Annotated in this window: 11 protein-coding genes; 6 read left to right on the plus strand and 5 right to left on the minus strand. The window is 72.3% G+C overall.

The window, feature by feature from the left end; all coding sequences use genetic code 11:
- Positions 1-131: 131 nt before the first annotated feature.
- The 4 genes from ABD352_RS03390 to ABD352_RS03405 all read right to left on the minus strand — a co-directional run bounded on the left by ABD352_RS03390 (position 132) and on the right by ABD352_RS03405 (position 7,077).
- Positions 132-506: a hypothetical protein gene (locus tag ABD352_RS03390; RefSeq protein WP_344610693.1), complete on the minus strand. Its 375-nt coding sequence runs from the start codon at positions 504-506 to the stop codon at positions 132-134.
- Positions 507-573: 67 nt separating this feature from the next.
- Complete coding sequence (locus ABD352_RS03395; RefSeq protein ID WP_344610694.1) at positions 574-798, minus strand: hypothetical protein; 225 nt, start codon at positions 796-798, stop codon at positions 574-576.
- Between the two features lie 30 nt (positions 799-828).
- Entirely contained in the window at positions 829-6,552 is a 5,724-nt protein-coding gene (pulA, locus tag ABD352_RS03400; RefSeq protein WP_344610695.1) for a pullulanase-type alpha-1,6-glucosidase, read from the minus strand.
- Positions 6,553-6,627: 75 nt separating this feature from the next.
- A complete protein-coding gene (locus tag ABD352_RS03405) occupies positions 6,628-7,077 on the minus strand; it encodes a MarR family winged helix-turn-helix transcriptional regulator (protein ID WP_344610696.1) in 450 nt (149 codons plus the stop codon).
- Between the two features lie 74 nt (positions 7,078-7,151).
- Between ABD352_RS03405 and ABD352_RS03410 the strand changes: the two genes are divergently transcribed.
- The 5 genes from ABD352_RS03410 to ABD352_RS03430 all read left to right on the plus strand — a co-directional run bounded on the left by ABD352_RS03410 (position 7,152) and on the right by ABD352_RS03430 (position 11,444).
- Positions 7,152-7,493 carry a PadR family transcriptional regulator gene (locus ABD352_RS03410; protein ID WP_344610697.1) on the plus strand — a complete coding sequence of 114 codons (342 nt, stop codon included), beginning with the start codon at positions 7,152-7,154 and terminating at the stop codon, positions 7,491-7,493.
- On the plus strand, positions 7,490-7,948 hold the full coding sequence (locus tag ABD352_RS03415) for a DUF1700 domain-containing protein (protein ID WP_344610698.1): 459 nt from the start codon (positions 7,490-7,492) through the stop codon (positions 7,946-7,948). Before ABD352_RS03410 ends, ABD352_RS03415 begins: the two co-directional genes overlap by 4 nt.
- A gap of 893 nt (positions 7,949-8,841) precedes the next feature.
- On the plus strand, positions 8,842-9,390 hold the full coding sequence (locus ABD352_RS03420; RefSeq protein WP_344610699.1) for a hypothetical protein: 549 nt from the start codon (positions 8,842-8,844) through the stop codon (positions 9,388-9,390).
- A gap of 33 nt (positions 9,391-9,423) precedes the next feature.
- Positions 9,424-9,855 (plus strand): T3SS (YopN, CesT) and YbjN peptide-binding chaperone 1, encoded by a 432-nt coding sequence (locus ABD352_RS03425; RefSeq protein ID WP_344610700.1) that lies wholly within the window; start codon positions 9,424-9,426, stop codon positions 9,853-9,855.
- A gap of 38 nt (positions 9,856-9,893) precedes the next feature.
- The gene (locus tag ABD352_RS03430) at positions 9,894-11,444 is read left to right on the plus strand and encodes an aldehyde dehydrogenase family protein (RefSeq protein ID WP_344610701.1); all 1,551 of its coding nucleotides are present in this window, start codon (positions 9,894-9,896) and stop codon (positions 11,442-11,444) included.
- Between the two features lie 736 nt (positions 11,445-12,180).
- On the opposite strand, the gene ABD352_RS03435 is transcribed toward ABD352_RS03430, so the two are convergent.
- Entirely contained in the window at positions 12,181-13,476 is a 1,296-nt protein-coding gene (locus ABD352_RS03435) for an MFS transporter (protein WP_344610702.1), read from the minus strand.
- A 62-nt stretch (positions 13,477-13,538) separates the two neighbouring features.
- Here ABD352_RS03435 and ABD352_RS03440 point away from each other — a divergent pair, with 62 nt between their 5' ends.
- A complete protein-coding gene (locus ABD352_RS03440; protein ID WP_344610703.1) occupies positions 13,539-14,525 on the plus strand; it encodes a GlxA family transcriptional regulator in 987 nt (328 codons plus the stop codon).
- Positions 14,526-14,543: the final 18 nt, after the last annotated feature.

Here is a 14,543-nt window from a genome sequence, read left to right on the forward strand (position 1 = left end):
TACGGAGCGTGAGGAAGAGAGCGCTCCAACGCGAGGAAATGAATGCCGGGTCCACTACGGAACACGATCAGGCACGCTACTGGAAGAGGTCGGATCCCTAAAGAGTCCTTAGCCGAACGGCCGAGTTGTTCTCACTGAGTGTGACGGCGACGTTGCGTAACGAACCAGACGGCCGCGGCGGCAAGGGCCGCGACGACGCCGCCGACGATCCAGGCGGTGCTTCCGCCGCCCTTCGACCGGCCGGGCGCCGGGCTCACCGACGCTGAGCCACCACCCGGCCCCGGCGCGGCCGGGGAGGCGGGCGCGGGCGAGGTGGCGACGGGACGCCCGGTGGGTTCGCGCAGCGTGGACAGCGGCGCGACGGTGTCCGGCACCGCCGTGACGCCGGGCAGCGTGGCCGACGGCCCGACCGGCTCGAGGATCGGCGGCGGCCCCGGCAGTGGCGGCCCCGGCGGGGGCGTGGGGCCGAGGCCGCCGATCAGCAGCGCGATCGCAAGGGCCTTCACGCCGGTCCAAACGGCACCGCCGGGGCCGGGTTGAGCCTTTTACGAAGGTTAACTGCGGCTTAGCCGGTTATCGACGCCGGTCGTTGCGGATCCGGATCGGAGCCGGCTCCGGCCGGGGCAGGTTCTGGACGAACTTCCCGAGCAGCACGGCCGAGACGACCACGCACACGGCGAGCACCGTGGCCGCGGTCAGGGCGGCCCGCGAGGTCGCCACCCAGCCGGCGTCGGCGAGCAAGACGAGCAGCCACATGGCGGCCGTCGCCTTCAGGACGCGGTTGCGGTATCGACTCATGCAAGGGTGGTTACCCCTGGCTTTTCGGTTTCATGCGGCCTGCACGAACACCGCCACTGTCCGTGCCGGCACCGTGAACGCACCGTGCACACCGTCGAAAGTGGACTGCCGGGCCACCGGGTCGGCCGAGGCGGCCTGGACCGGGTGCAGCGCCACCTGGGCCCCGCGGTAGGCGTCCAGGGTCTGGGTGGTCGCCGTGGCGCCCGCGTTGAACACGACCACCAGCGAGCGCCAGTGCCCGTCCAGCCCGCGCGCGTCGAGCACCATGGTGATCACGCCCGGGGTGGCCTGCGCCCCGGAGAGCGGGAAGCTCAGCCGCTGCTGCACCTGGGCCGCGGTGTCCAGCGCGAACACCGGCGAGCTGGCCCGGATGCGCAGCAGCTCCTGGAAGCGGGCCGACGCCAGGTCGACCGCCGAGCAGCCCGGCACCAGGGCGGGGTCGGCCAGCAGCGGCTGGGCGTACGGCCACTTGTCCTGGTTGTCGGCCGCCGGCGGGAGCCCGGCGCCGAAGCCGTTGCCGTCGGCGCAGTCCCAGCGGATCTGGTTGAACCAGTCGCCGGAGTTGAACGAGTTGCGGTCCAGCGACTTGGAGCGCAGCCGGTCCGAGCCCGCGGCGACGAAGCCGGTGCCCTGCCCGAGCACGGTCGTGGACAGCGCCAGGACCTGCAGCCGGGCCCGCTGCTCGGCGGTCGTGCCGGTGGGCAGCTTGTAGGCCATGGCGTCGTACAGGATCTCGTTGTCGTGGGCGTCGACGTACGTCACCGCCTCGCTCGGCGAGCGCGTGTACCCGGCCGGGGAGCCGTTGTAGTCGACCTGCGCGCCGGAGACCCGGTGGCCGGTGGAGTCGGTGAACTCGTAGGCGGCCAGGTTGCCGGTCAGCCCCACCTGGATGAGGTCCTGGTAGTGCAGCAGCCGGGTCCGCTGCTCGGCCGCGCTGCCGTTGACCGCGTCGCCGTTGGGGTCGGTGTAGAGGCCGGTGGCGAAGCCCTGCACGCGCGGGTTGCCGTCGAACGGGCCGCCGCCGCGGACGGCGTCGCGCATCCGGTCGTTGAAGGTGCCCACGCCGGTGCCCGCCATGTTGGCCTGGGTGGCCTGCACGAAGCGCGCGTCGCCGGCCACCTCGCCGAAGTTCCAGCCCTCGCCGTACAGCAGGATCTTCTTCCCGTCGACCCCGTCCTTGGGCACCGTGAGCTGGTCCAGCGCGGCCCGCACGGCGAGGATGTTGGCCTTCGGGTGGTGCCCCATCAGGTCGAAGCGGAAGCCGTCGACCTTGTACTGCTTGGCCCACTGCACGATCGAGTCGACCACCAGCTTGCCCATCATCGCGTTCTCGGGCGCGGTGTTGGCGCAGCACGTGGAGTTGGCCACGGTGCCGTCGTCGAGCAGCCGCTGGTAGTAGCCCGGCACGATCTGGTCGAGCACCGAGTACTGGTCGGTGCCGGCCGCCGTCGTGTGGTTGTAGACGACGTCCATCACCACGCGCAGGCCCGCGCCGTTGAGCCCGGCCACCATCTGGCGGAACTGCGTGATCCGCGGCGTGCCCTGCGGGTCGGTGGCGTAGGAGCCCTCCGGGGCGTTGTAGTGGAACGGGTCGTAGCCCCAGTTGTAGCCGTCGTGGTCGGCCACCTGCGCGATGCAGGCCTGCTGCTGCGGCGAGTCCGCCGGCAGCGCGGCCAGGTCGCACGGCGGCTGCGCCTGGTCGGCCCGGACCTCGGGGATCGTGGCGATGTCGAAGACCGGCAGCAGGTGCACGTACGACGTGCCGGCCGAGGCCAGCTGCTTCAGGTGCTGCATGCCGGCCGAGCTCGGCTGGGTGAAGGCCAGGTAGGTGCCGCGCATCTGCGCCGGCACGGTGGCGTCGGCGATCGAGAAGTCGCGCACCGACAGCTCCTGGATCTGCGGGCGGGCCGGGGCGAGCGGCTTGCGCAGGCCGGCCCAGCCGTCCGGGCGCAGCGCCGGGTCGGCCAGGTCGGCCAGCTGGCTGTGCGTGCCGTTGGCGCTCAGCGACACCGAGTACGGGTCGGTGACGCTCGCGGTGGTGACCGCGTGCACGGCCGGCTGGAAGGCGGTGACCCGGAACTTGTAGTAGAGGTTCTTCCAGCTCTTGTCGCCCGTGACGGACCAGACCCCGGTCCGCTCGTCCTGGCGCATCGGCAGGACCTGCGGGGGCTGGGTCGTGTCGCGGTACAGCTCCAGGGAAACCCCCTGCGCCGTCGGCGCCCACACGCTCACGCCCGGCCGGCCGCCGTCGAAGGTGGGGCCGAGCTTCGCGCTCAGGGCCGCGCCGTAGAGGTCGTCCAGGGCGCCGGCCAGCTGCACGCCGGTCGCCTCGGTGACCTGCCCGGACGCGTCGCGCTCGACGGCGACGACCTGCCCGCGCAGGGCCGCGGTGAACGCGGCGCGGTCGCCGTCGAGGTGGAAGGCCTGGTACGCCCACAGGTGCGGGAACTTCGCCCGCTGGCTCTCGGTCAGGTTCCCCGGAACCGCGCTCATGGGTAGCTTCGTGGCGTTGCCCACGAGCTGCCCGTCCACGACCTTCAGCCCGCCGGCCGGCGCGGACCACAGCTCGTAGCTGTGCCCGTCGGTCGGCCCGGCCCGCCAGGCCACCGTGCTGCGGTCGATCCAGACCGCCTTGGCCTTGTTCACGTCGGTGTCCGGCGTGCCCTGGGCCGGGATGGGCAGCAGGTACTTCTCCACCCCGGACAGGACCCACACCTCGTGCCCGACGGTGACCAGGTCCAGCGCCTGGTCGGCCGGCAGGTCCTTGGTGTCGCCCTTGTGCACGATGTAGTTGAGCAGCGGCGCGTTGGCGGCCAGCGGCACGGTGAACGTCACGCCGAAGGCGTCGGTGCCCGACGGCGGCAGCGGGCTGCCCCAGTCGGTACCGGTCGCGGCGCCGGTCCACACGTGCAGGCCCCAGCCGTCGTAGTCGCCGGCCGGTCGGCGATAGTGCAGCACCGCAGTGTGCTCGGCCGCGGCGCGGGTCGGGTGCACGGTCGCCTCACCGGAGCGGATCCACGCCTCGCCCTGGGTGCTGGGCAGCACCGACTGGTCGGGGCCGGGGTCCTTGGCGTCGCCGTTGTGCACGATGAAGTTGACCGGCTTGCTCGGGTCGCTCACGGGGACGTGCCAGTAGGCGCCGTACGAGTCGATGCCGTCCGGCGGGCGCGGGCTGGACCATTCGGTCGCCGTGCCGGCGGCCAGGCCGTCGCCCCACAGGTGCAGGCCCCAGCCGGCGTAGTCACCCCCGGGCCGTCCATAGTGGATCGAAACGCTGCCGGTGGCGGCGGCTTCGGAGGTGTAGATGGTCGCATCTCCTTGCTTGAGCCAGATCTCCGGATGTTTCGTGGGGTCGAGCGCGCGGTCGGCGGCGACGTCCTTGACGCCGTTACCGTCCACGACCAGGAAGCCCACGTTAGCGGCCCCCGGCTTCAGCTTGACCCATGCGAAGCGCCCGTACGAGTCCTCTCCGGCAAAAGGCGCGCCGACCGGCCACGTCATCGGGTCCTGGACGTCGCCCCAGGCATACAGCCCCCAGCTGCCGTAGTCCCCGGCCGGCCGCTGGTAGTGCACGACCGCGTAGTCGGGGGACGCCGCGCTCGGCGGCGTGCCGACCACGGTGGAGATCTTGGCTTCGGCGGTACGTCCCGAGCCGTCGCGGACCACCGCCTTGTACTCGAGCTTCGTGCCCGCGGCCAGCCCGTCGAGGTCGTGGTAGGCCGCGTACGGGGCCGCGTGGTCGGTGCCGAGCAGCTTCCACGGCCCGCCGGCGACGCGCGCGGCGTAGGTCACGGTCGACAGCGGGTCGCCGGTGACGGCGGCCCGCACCTCGGCGATGGTCGCCGGGGCCGGGTCGACCCCCAGCGCGATGGTCGGCTTGGCGGCCGCCCGCTTGATGGCGCCGCGGGCCTTGAACACGACCGTGGTCAGCGCCGGGATGCTGACCTGCAGCGAGCCGTCGCCGGCGGAGGCGGCCAGGCCCCCGGCGGTGGGGTAGATCTGGTCGAAGGTGGTGTTCGCCATGTACGTCGGGATGTTCACCGTCTTGGTGCCGTTGCCGTTGTTGCTGGCCACCACGTACTCGACCCGCTGGTCCGGGTCGATGCGGGAGAAGGCGAAGACGTTCTGGTCGGCGTACCGCGTCACCTGGATGCCCTGCCGCAGCGCGGGGTTGCGCTCCCGGAGCTGGGCCAGGCTCGCGATCGTGCGATAGATCGGGTGAGTCACGTCGTAGTTGTCCACCGCGTGCGTGCGGTCGGTGCCCAGCAGGTCGTCGTCGAGGTAGTCGGCCGTCCTGGTGGCGAACATGTCCTGCCGGGCGTCCTTGTCCCCGCCCGCGCCGGTGAAGCCCTGCTCGTCGCCGGAGTACACCACCGGCTGGCCGCGGGTCAGGAACATCAGCTCGTGGCCCAGCTCGTCGCGGCGCAGGTGGGTGGCGGGGTCAGTGCCGCCGGTGGCGACGAAGTACCCGATGCGGCCCATGTCGTGGTTGCCGAGGAACGTCGGCAGCGTCTGGGCGCTCGTCCCGGCACTCGTGTAGCGGTCATCCTGGGCGTACATCTCGGCCAGCTCCTGGCCGGAGCCGCCGCGGGCGACGAAGTCCGACGCCGCCTGCTGGAACGGGAAGTCCAGGGTGGCCGGCAGGCGCCCCTTGCGCACGTAGGTCGAGTCGAAGGCCGGGTCGGCGTCGTACACCTCGCCGAACATGAAGAAGTCGGGCTTGGCGACCTTCTCGACGGCGCTGGTGAACTGCGGCCAGAACTGCATGTCGACGTGCTTGGCGGTGTCGATCCGATATCCGTCGATGTCGCTGTCTTTGACCCAGTCCGCGTAGATCTTCGACATGCCCTGCACGACCTCGGGGCGCTCGGTCCACAGGTCGTCGAGGCCGAAGAAGTCGCCGTACTCCGCGTTCTCGCCGGTGAACGTCGAGTCGCCGCGGTTGTGGTACATCGTCGGGTCGTTGAGCCAGGCCGGGCGCTTGACCGTCTTGTCGGCCTCGGTGGGGAAGACCGGGGTGTACGGGAATGACTGCGCATTGACCGGCGGGAAACCCTTGGTGCCGTCGGCGTAGTTACGGTCGTCGAACTTGTTGCCGTTGGCGTCCTTGTACGGATAGTCGGCCTTGTCGCGGTACGAATACTGGTTCTGCGCGTATCTGATGACGTCGGCCGTGTGGTTGGTGATGACGTCGAGGTAGATCTTGATCCCGCGCTGGTGCGCCTTCCTGGTCAGGACCTTCAGGTCGTCCTTGGTGCCGAAGTGCGGGTCGATCTGGGTGAAGTCGGTGATCCAGTAGCCGTGGTACCCGGCCGAGACGTCGGCCCCGCTGCCCTGCACCGGCCGGTTCTTGAACACCGGGGCGAGCCAGATCGCGGTCGTGCCCAGGCCCTGGATGTAGTCGAGCTTGTTGATGACGCCCTTGAGGTCGCCGCCGTGGTAGAAGCCCTTGTCCGTGGGGTCGTAGCCGGTGCTGAGCCGGTCCCCGGTCAGGCCGCCGGTGTTGTTCGAAGGGTCGCCGTCGGCGAAACGGTCGGCCAGCACGAAGTAGAACTGCTCGGCGTGCTGCGGCTTCTGCTTGTCCAGCAGGCTGGCGATCGAGGGCTCGGCGGCCCACTCCGGCACGCCCGAGGCGTAGGTGGTCGGCCGCTGCGGCGCATCCGGCAACCGGGGATTGTCCCCCGGTACCGCGGCAAGCATGGCAAAGCCGATCAGGGCACCTAATGCGATCTTGGCGGCGCTGACGGACGGCATGACGGGGCCTCCCTCGACGTGGCTCGCGAGGTGGGCACCGTATCGACAGGCAGAGATCCTTACAAGGCTTGACTTCTACTTTTTCAACGTTTCGGTGATCGCCTGGCTGATCTGACGGAGCTGGTCGAGCTGCTCCGGGGTCAGCGGGTCGAACAGGTGGGTGCGAACCGTTTCGACGTGCCCGGGCGCGGCCGCTTCCAGCGCCGCGAAGCCCTGCTCCGTCAGGTCGGCGAACTGCCCGCGCTTGTCGTCGTCGCAGTCGCGCCGCTTCACCCAGCCGCGCGCCTCGAGCTTGCTCACCGCGTGCGACAGCCGGCTGCGCGACGAGCGGGTCTGCAGCGCCAGCTCGCTCATCCGCAGCGACCGCTCAGGCGACTCGGATAGCACGACGAGAATCTCGTAGTAGGCGTGCGGCATGCCGGCGTCATGCTGCAACTCACGGTCGAGCCGGTCGATCAGCAGCGTGGCCGCCCCGTAGAAGGCGCGCCACGTCACCTGCTCTTCCTCGTCGAGCCAGCGGGTCATGCCGCCATTTTTGCACGTTCAGAAAAGCGACTCGGCCATGTTGGTAGCTTGCGCCGCAAGGTACTCTGTGCGACATGGATGTACCCGGCTCACTGTCCACCGCCTTGCGCCGCGGGACGCTGGAGTTCTGCGTGCTGGCGCTGATGGAGAAAGAGGAGCAGTACGGCGTCGAACTGGTCCGCCGCCTGGGCGCCGAGCGCGCCCTGACGACGAGCGAGGGAACGCTGTACCCGATGCTCGCCCGCCTGCGCCGCCTCGGCTGGCTGGAGACGACCTGGCGCGAGTCCACCAGCGGCCCCCCGAGGCGCTACTACTCCCTGACCCCCCAGGGCCGCGCGGCCCTGCGCCACTTCCGCGAGGAGTGGTCGGCATTCCGCGACACAGTTGACCGAATTGTCGGAACGAGGGCCGCATGAACACCTACGATGACCTGGTCAACGACTACCTCCGCGCCGTCGAGCAGGCCTTGGCCGGCGTCCCCGCCAACCGGCGCGCCGAGCTGCTGGCCGACCTGAGCGAGCACATCGCCGCCAAGCGGGCCGAGCTGTCTCCGGAAGAGGAGACCGAGGTCGAGGTACGGTCAATCCTGGAGCTTCTGGGCGACCCGGAGGAGGTCGCGGCGGAGGCCATGCTGGACAACGACCCGTCCCCGCCTCCTGTCGTCATCCAGCCGAAGAAGCGGTCGGCGGCGCTCATCTGGGTGGCGGTCACCATCGCCGCGGTCGCCATGATGTGCGTCGTGGCCGGGGTGCTGGGCCTGTTCCTGTTCACCTGGTCGGACAGCGGCGGGAGCAAATCACCGGCCGAGCCGGCGCCGAGGGCCACCTCGTCCGTGGAGTCGACGGCGTCCCCCACCCCGACCTCGTCCTGACCCGTCTTCGTTTCCCGAGGGCGCCTCGCCCTCGGGCTTCCTCCGCCCTGCGAGGGCTCTGCCCACACGCGCCGGGCCGGGCGCGGGCATGAACTTCCCACGGGCATGAACCGCGCGGCGCTGGGCCCTTCAATGGCTTTGAGCTGGGCGCGGGCCTGGCCACTCCGCGGCGGGCGTTCCGCGGATCGAACCCTCCGCAGGCCGGACGCCTGCAAGCTCCGCGGGCTCTCCACGGGCCTGACCCTCTCCACGGGCCGGCGCCCTGCGGGCCGCCCTCTCCGCGGGCCGGGGATTTCCGCACGCCGGCCGCCTTTCAACGCCGCGGGCTGGGCGCGGGCCTGGCCTCTCCACGGGCGGGGGCTCTGCGGGCCGACCTCTCCGCTGGCCGTGGCTTTCCGCGAGGCGGCCGCCCGTCAACGCCGCGGCTGGCGCCTGCCTGCGCGGGCCGCCGGGACGCTCGCCCTCCCCCGAGGCCGGGCGTCCCGCATGGGCCCACTCCGCGAGCCGCACCCCCCGGAACCGTGCCCCCCGACGCGGTCCGTCCCCCGACCGCCGCTCTCTCGAGCGACGGCGCCCCCCAATGCCGGCCGACGCTCAAGGCCGGCCGGCAAGGCGGTCGCGAGGCCCGGCGAGACCCCGCGACCGCGGCTCAGCTACCGACGTCGTCGAGCAGAACGCGCCTGTACGCGACCCGCTCGACGACCGGCGTCCGCGTCGCCCCGTTCCCCCGTTCCTCGCTGCGGACGCCGCCACTCGCCCCCTCGGTTACGCGCTTCGCACGCGACCGCCCCCCGGTCTCGAACGCTCAGTGGCTGGTGAGTCCAGATAAGCGTATCTAGACGTCTAGGTTGGCGCAATTGTTGATTTGCGGAAATGTGGACTAGCCTTGCCGCGTGCGGGGCCGCCTCTTCCCAGTCGCTGACGACTGGTACGAATGGCGCCAGGACGAGCCGCCGCTGACCGGCACGGTGCTGGTACAGATCGGCGTCGGGCCGGGCGGGCGGATGGTGCTCACCGGGCTGCGCATCGACGGCGCGCCGACCGCCGAGCTGTTGCGGGCCATCCCGGTCGGGCGCATCGAGGCGGCCGCCAATGCGCAGTTGGCGGCGGTGGAGGCTTTGGGCGGTACGACTCCGGCAGTCAGCACCCGGGCCAGACCCGTCGCGCCGCCGGTGGCCGAGGACGTGGGCTGGGAGATGGTCGAGCCGTCGCTGGCCGTCCCGCGGGCGGCTCCCCGGGAGGCCGAGCGGATGCGCGGACGGCCGGACGTGTTCTATCGCCAGGTCGCCGACGTGTACCTCACGTATGCCCAGGCCTCGCACCGGCCCGCCTGCGACCTCGCCGACGAGCACGGCGTGCCGGTGAGCACGGCGCACCGGTGGGTGAAGGAGGCGCGGCGACGCGGGTTCCTGCCGCCGGGACGGCCGGGCAAGAGCGGCTGAGGCCGGGGTGCGGGCCACCGGTATCGTGGACGCGTGTCGATCGACGACGCCTTACGCGCGAAGGTACACCGCCTGGTCACCGACTATCTCGGCGGCCAGGAGGTGCCCGCCGACCTCGTGAGCCGCCCGGCGGCGATCCGCAGCGGGACGGCGGTGCTGTACCTGCGCCTGATCGCCAGCGAGCCGCCCCTGGTGCGCGTCTTCTCGCCGCTGCTGCGCCAGCTCGAGCGCTCCCCGGAGCTGCTCGCCGAGCTCAACGACCTCAACGGGCGGCTGAACTTCATCCGGCTCTTCTGGCGCGACGACTGCGTGTACGCGGCGGCCGAGGTGCTGGCCTCGACCCTCGACCCGATCGAGCTGAGCAACGCCTGCGACTGGGTCTCCGACACGGCGGACTACTACGACGAGCGGCTGCGCGACCAGTTCGGCGGCCGGCTCGCGTTCGACCCGCCCGACTCCGCCTAGCCTCCAAAACTGTCGTACCCCCGCGCGAAGATAGACGCATGACCCGCCTCATCGTTTCGACCGTCGGGGGCCGGCCGATCGCCGCCGCCGAGCACCGCGTGTCCTCCGTCAACCCGTCCCGGCTCGACGACCTCGTGGCCGAGGTCGCGCTGGCCGACGCCGACACCTTCGTGGCCGCCTGCCGGTCCGCCCGCCGCGCGCAGCGGGCCTGGGCCGACGTGCCGGCGCCGGTCCGCGGGCGGGTCGTGGCCAACCTCGGCCGGCTGGTCGAGGCCAACTTCGAGGCCCTGGCCGCGCTGGTGACCCGCGAGGTCGGCAAGACCCTGGCCGAGGCGCGCGGCGAGGTCCAGGAGATCGTCGACACCTGCGACTTCTTCCTGGGCGAGGGCCGGCGGCTCTACGGGCAGACCGTGCCGAGCGAGATGCCCGACAAGCAGCTGTTCACGTTCCGCGTGCCGGTGGGGGTGGCGGCCATCGTGACGGCGGGCAACTTCCCGGTCGCGGTGCCGAGTTGGTACATCGTGCCGGCGCTGCTGTGCGGCAACGCCGTCGTGTGGAAGCCGGCCGAGTATGCGGCGTCCTGCGCCGACGCTTTCGCCGAGCTGATCCGCCGGGCGGGCGTGCCCGATGGGGTCTTCGACATCGTCCACGCCGACGGCCCGACGACCTTCGCCGGTCTCGAAGCGGGGCTGGGCGAGCAGCTGATCGACAAGATCGGGTTCACCGGCTCGTCGGAGGTCGGCGCCCGCATCGGCGAGCTGGCCGGCCGGCACCTGCAGAGCCCCTGCCTGGAGCTCGGCGGCAAGAACCCGATGGTGATCACCGAGGACGCCGACCTCGACCTGGCGGTGCACGGCGCCCTGTTCGCGGGCTTCGGCACGGCGGGCCAGCGCTGCACCTCCCTCGGCACCCTGATCGTGCACGACAGCGTCCTGGACGAGTTCACCGCCCGTCTGGAGACCGCGGTGCGCGGCGCCACCGTCGGCGACCCGACCGACCCGTCGGTCCTCTACGGCCCGCTGATGAGCGAGCGGTTCGCCGAGCGGTACGAGGGCTTTCTCGACTGGATCGAGGACCACCACCGCGTGTCCGGCTCGACCGGCATCGGCCGCATCTCGGCCGGCAACCCGCGCGAGGGCTTCGCCGGCGACCCCGCCGCCGGGCTCTTCTACCACCCGGTCCTGGTCCACGGCGTGCGGCCGGAGGACAAGATCTTCCAGCAGGAGACGTTCGGGCCGTTGGTGGGCGTGGCGCGGTACGCGACGCTGGACGAGGCCATCGAGCTGGCCGACGCCCCCGGCTACGGCCTGTCGGCGGCCATCTACACCACCGACCCGGCCAAGGCCTTCGCGTTCCGCCGGGCCACCCGCGCCGGCATGGTGAGCATCAACAACTCCACCTCGGGCGCCGAGGCCCACCTGCCCTTCGGCGGCAACGGCCGCTCGGGCAACGGCAGCCGCCAGTCCGGGGTGTGGGTCCTGGACCAGTTCACCCGCTGGCAGTCGATGAACTGGGACCACTCGGGCCGCCTCCAGCGCGCCCAGATGGACACCCTGACCATCACCCCGGACCTGGGCTTCCGCTTGTAGGGCCCTTCGCAACTGGGTTGAAGCGAGGCGGAGTCCTGCGGAAGCCCGGGCTTCCGCGGGACGCCGTCGGCGCCCTGAGCTGGCCGGCCGGGCGCAGTCGGCCTGCCGCCGAGGCGCTAGGCCCGGCCGTCAGAGAGGCGCCTGACGGGTCGCCCGGCGGAGCAATCCCGGCCCGGCCGACCAGGCACAGCACGCCGAGCCAGCCGAGACAGGAATCTCGGCCCGGACCGGTCAGGCACAGCGCGCTAAGTCGGCCTGACGCCGAGGGCCTGGGCCCGGCCGTCAGCGAGGCGCCCGACCGTCGCCCGCCGGAGGCTCCGGCCGTCCAGCCGCAGCGAGCCGAGCCGAGCCCGCCTCGATGGGAGTCTCGCCCGGGGCCGGCCAGGGCCAGCGCGCCGAGCCAGCCCGGGCGGGGATCCCGGCCCAGACCAGCCCGGCGCAGCGAGCCGAGCCGAGCCCGCCTCGATGGGAGTCTCGGCCCGGAGCCGGCCAGGGCCAACGCGCCGAGCCAGCCCGGGCGGGAATCCCGGCCCAGACCAGCCCGGCGCAGCAAGCCGAGCCGAGCCCGCCTCGATGGGAGTCTCGGCCCGGGGCCGGCCAGGGCCAACGCGCCGAGCCAGCCCTGGCGGGAATCCCGGCCCAGACCAGCCCGGCGCAGCGAGCCGAGCCGGCCCGGAAGAGAGGCCTGGGTCCGCCGCCTCAGTCGTGAGACGGGTGCCGCGGTCGGGGCGGGGCGCTACGCCGCCAGGGCGGCCGCCGCCGGAGTGGGGGCCTTGGCCGCCGGGTGGCGGGACTTGAAGAGCATCAGCGACAGCGCGGCGGCGCCGATGGACAGGCCGCCCGCGACGTACCAGGCGGCGTCGTAGTTGCCGAGCCGGTCGCGCAGCACGCCGGTCGCGGTGGCGGCGATGGCCGCGCCGAACTGGTGGGACGCGAAGACCCAGCCGAAGACCACCGGGCCGGCGGCGCCGAAGTACTCGCGGCAGAGTGCCACCGTCGGCGGGACCGTGGCCACCCAGTCCAGGCCGTAGAACAGGATGAAGACCACCATGCTCGGGCGGACCGTGGCGGCGAACAAGGCCGGAAGGAACAGCAGCGAGAGGCCGCGCAGGGCGTAGTACCAGCCCAGGAGGATGCGGCTGTCCATCCGGTCGGTCAGCCAGCCCGACGCGATGGTGCCGGCGATGTCGAAGAGGCCGATGAGGGCCAGCAGCGACGCCGCGGTCGGCTCGGCCATCCCGTGGTCGTGGGCGGCCGGGATGAAGTGGGTGCCGATCAGGCCGTTCGTGGTCGCGCCGCAGATCGCGAAGCCGCCCGCGAGCAGCCAGAAGGCCGGCGTCCGCGATGCCGTGCGCAGCGCGCCCAGGGCTCGGCGGGCGGCGCCGGTGGCGGGGGGCGGCGGGGCGGCGGGGGCGTCGGACTCCGGGGCGCCGTAGGCAGTCACGCCCAGGTCGGACGGGTGGTCGCGCAGGCGCCACAACACGAGGGGCACCACGGCCAGGGCGGCGCCGGCGACGGTCAGGGCGGCGGTGCGCCAGCCGTGGTCCTCGGCCAGCAGGGCCAGGACCGGCAGGAACACCAGCTGGCCGGCGGCGCCGCCGGCGGTCAGCACGCCGGTCACCAGGCCGCGGCGCTTCACGAACCAGCGGCCGGTCAGCGTGGCCACGAAGGCCAGGGCCATCGAGCCGGTGCCCAGGCCGACCAGCACGCCCCACAGCGCGATGAGCTCCCACGAGTGGCGCATGAACACCGTCAGGCCGCTGCCGGCGGAGACCAGCACCAGCGCGTAGGCGACCACCCGTCGCAGGCCGAAGCGCTCCATCAGCGCGGCGGCGAAGGGGGCGGTCACGCCGTACAGCAGCAGGTTGATCGAAACAGCCAGCGAGATGGTCCCCAGCGACCACCCGAACTCGTCGTGCAGGGGGTGGATGAGCACGCCCGGCGTCGCGCGGAAGCCCGCGGCGCCGACGAGGGCGACGAACGCGACGGCGGCGACCAGCCAGGCCGGGTGGAGTCGTTTCACAAGAAACATTGCATCCGATCCGGTACGGCGGAACGAGTGGCCCGACAGCCATAGTGCGCAAGAATTGAGCCATGAACGAAAGGCACCTGGTGGCCATCGTGGCCCTGGAGGGGGTCGTTCCGTTCGACCTCGGCACGCCCAGCCAGATCTTCGGCACCGCCCGGGACGATAACGGCCACCGCAAGTACGAGATCCAGGTCTGCAGCCCGGGGGGCCGCCCGGTGATGACCGCGGCCGGCTACCGGGTCGCCCCCGAGCACGGCCTGGAGGCGACCGAGCGGGCCGGCACCGTCGTCGTCTCCGGCATCGGGTCCGGCAGCCCGGTGGAGACCGGCTCCCTCGACGAGGAGACGAGGTCCGCCCTGCGGGCCGCGCACGCCCGCGGGGCCCGGGTGATGTCGGTCTGCACCGGCGCGTTCGTGCTCGCCGCGGCCGGGCTGCTGGACGAGCGGCCGGCGACCACGCACTGGTGGTGGGCGGAGCGGTTCCGGGAGCTGTTCCCGCAGGTCAAGCTCGACCCGGACGTGCTGTTCGTGGACGACGGGGACGTGCTGACCAGCGCGGGCGTGGGCGCCGGCATCGACCTGTGCCTGCACGTGGTGCGCACCGACTTCGGCAGCGAGGTGGCCAACCGGGCGGCGCGGCGCAGCGTGGTGCCGCCGTGGCGGGAGGGCGGGCAGGCGCAGTACATCGAACGGCCCCTGCCCCGCACCGCCGACGTCACCTTGGCCGGCACCCGGGCCTGGGCGCAGGAGCGGCTGGACGCGCCGCTGTCGCTGCAGGACCTGGCCGAGCACGCGCGGATGAGCGTGCGCACGTTCACCCGCCGCTTCCGCGAGGAGACCGGGGTGAGCCCGGCCCGCTGGCTGCTGCAGCGGCGGGTCGACCACGCGCGCGCCCTGCTGGAGTCCACCGACCTGCCGGTCGAGGTGGTGGCCCGCCGGGCGGGGCTCGGCACGGCCGCGGGGCTGCGCCAGCACATGCAGAGCACGATCGGCGTCGCCCCGAGTGCGTACCGCCGTACCTTCCGGGTTGTGCCGGAGGTCAGCGGCGGGTAGGCAGGTAAGAAGCGATCG

Origin of the sequence: Dactylosporangium salmoneum (assembly GCF_039532525.1) — a bacterium.
Classification (GTDB): domain Bacteria; phylum Actinomycetota; class Actinomycetes; order Mycobacteriales; family Micromonosporaceae; genus Dactylosporangium; species Dactylosporangium salmoneum.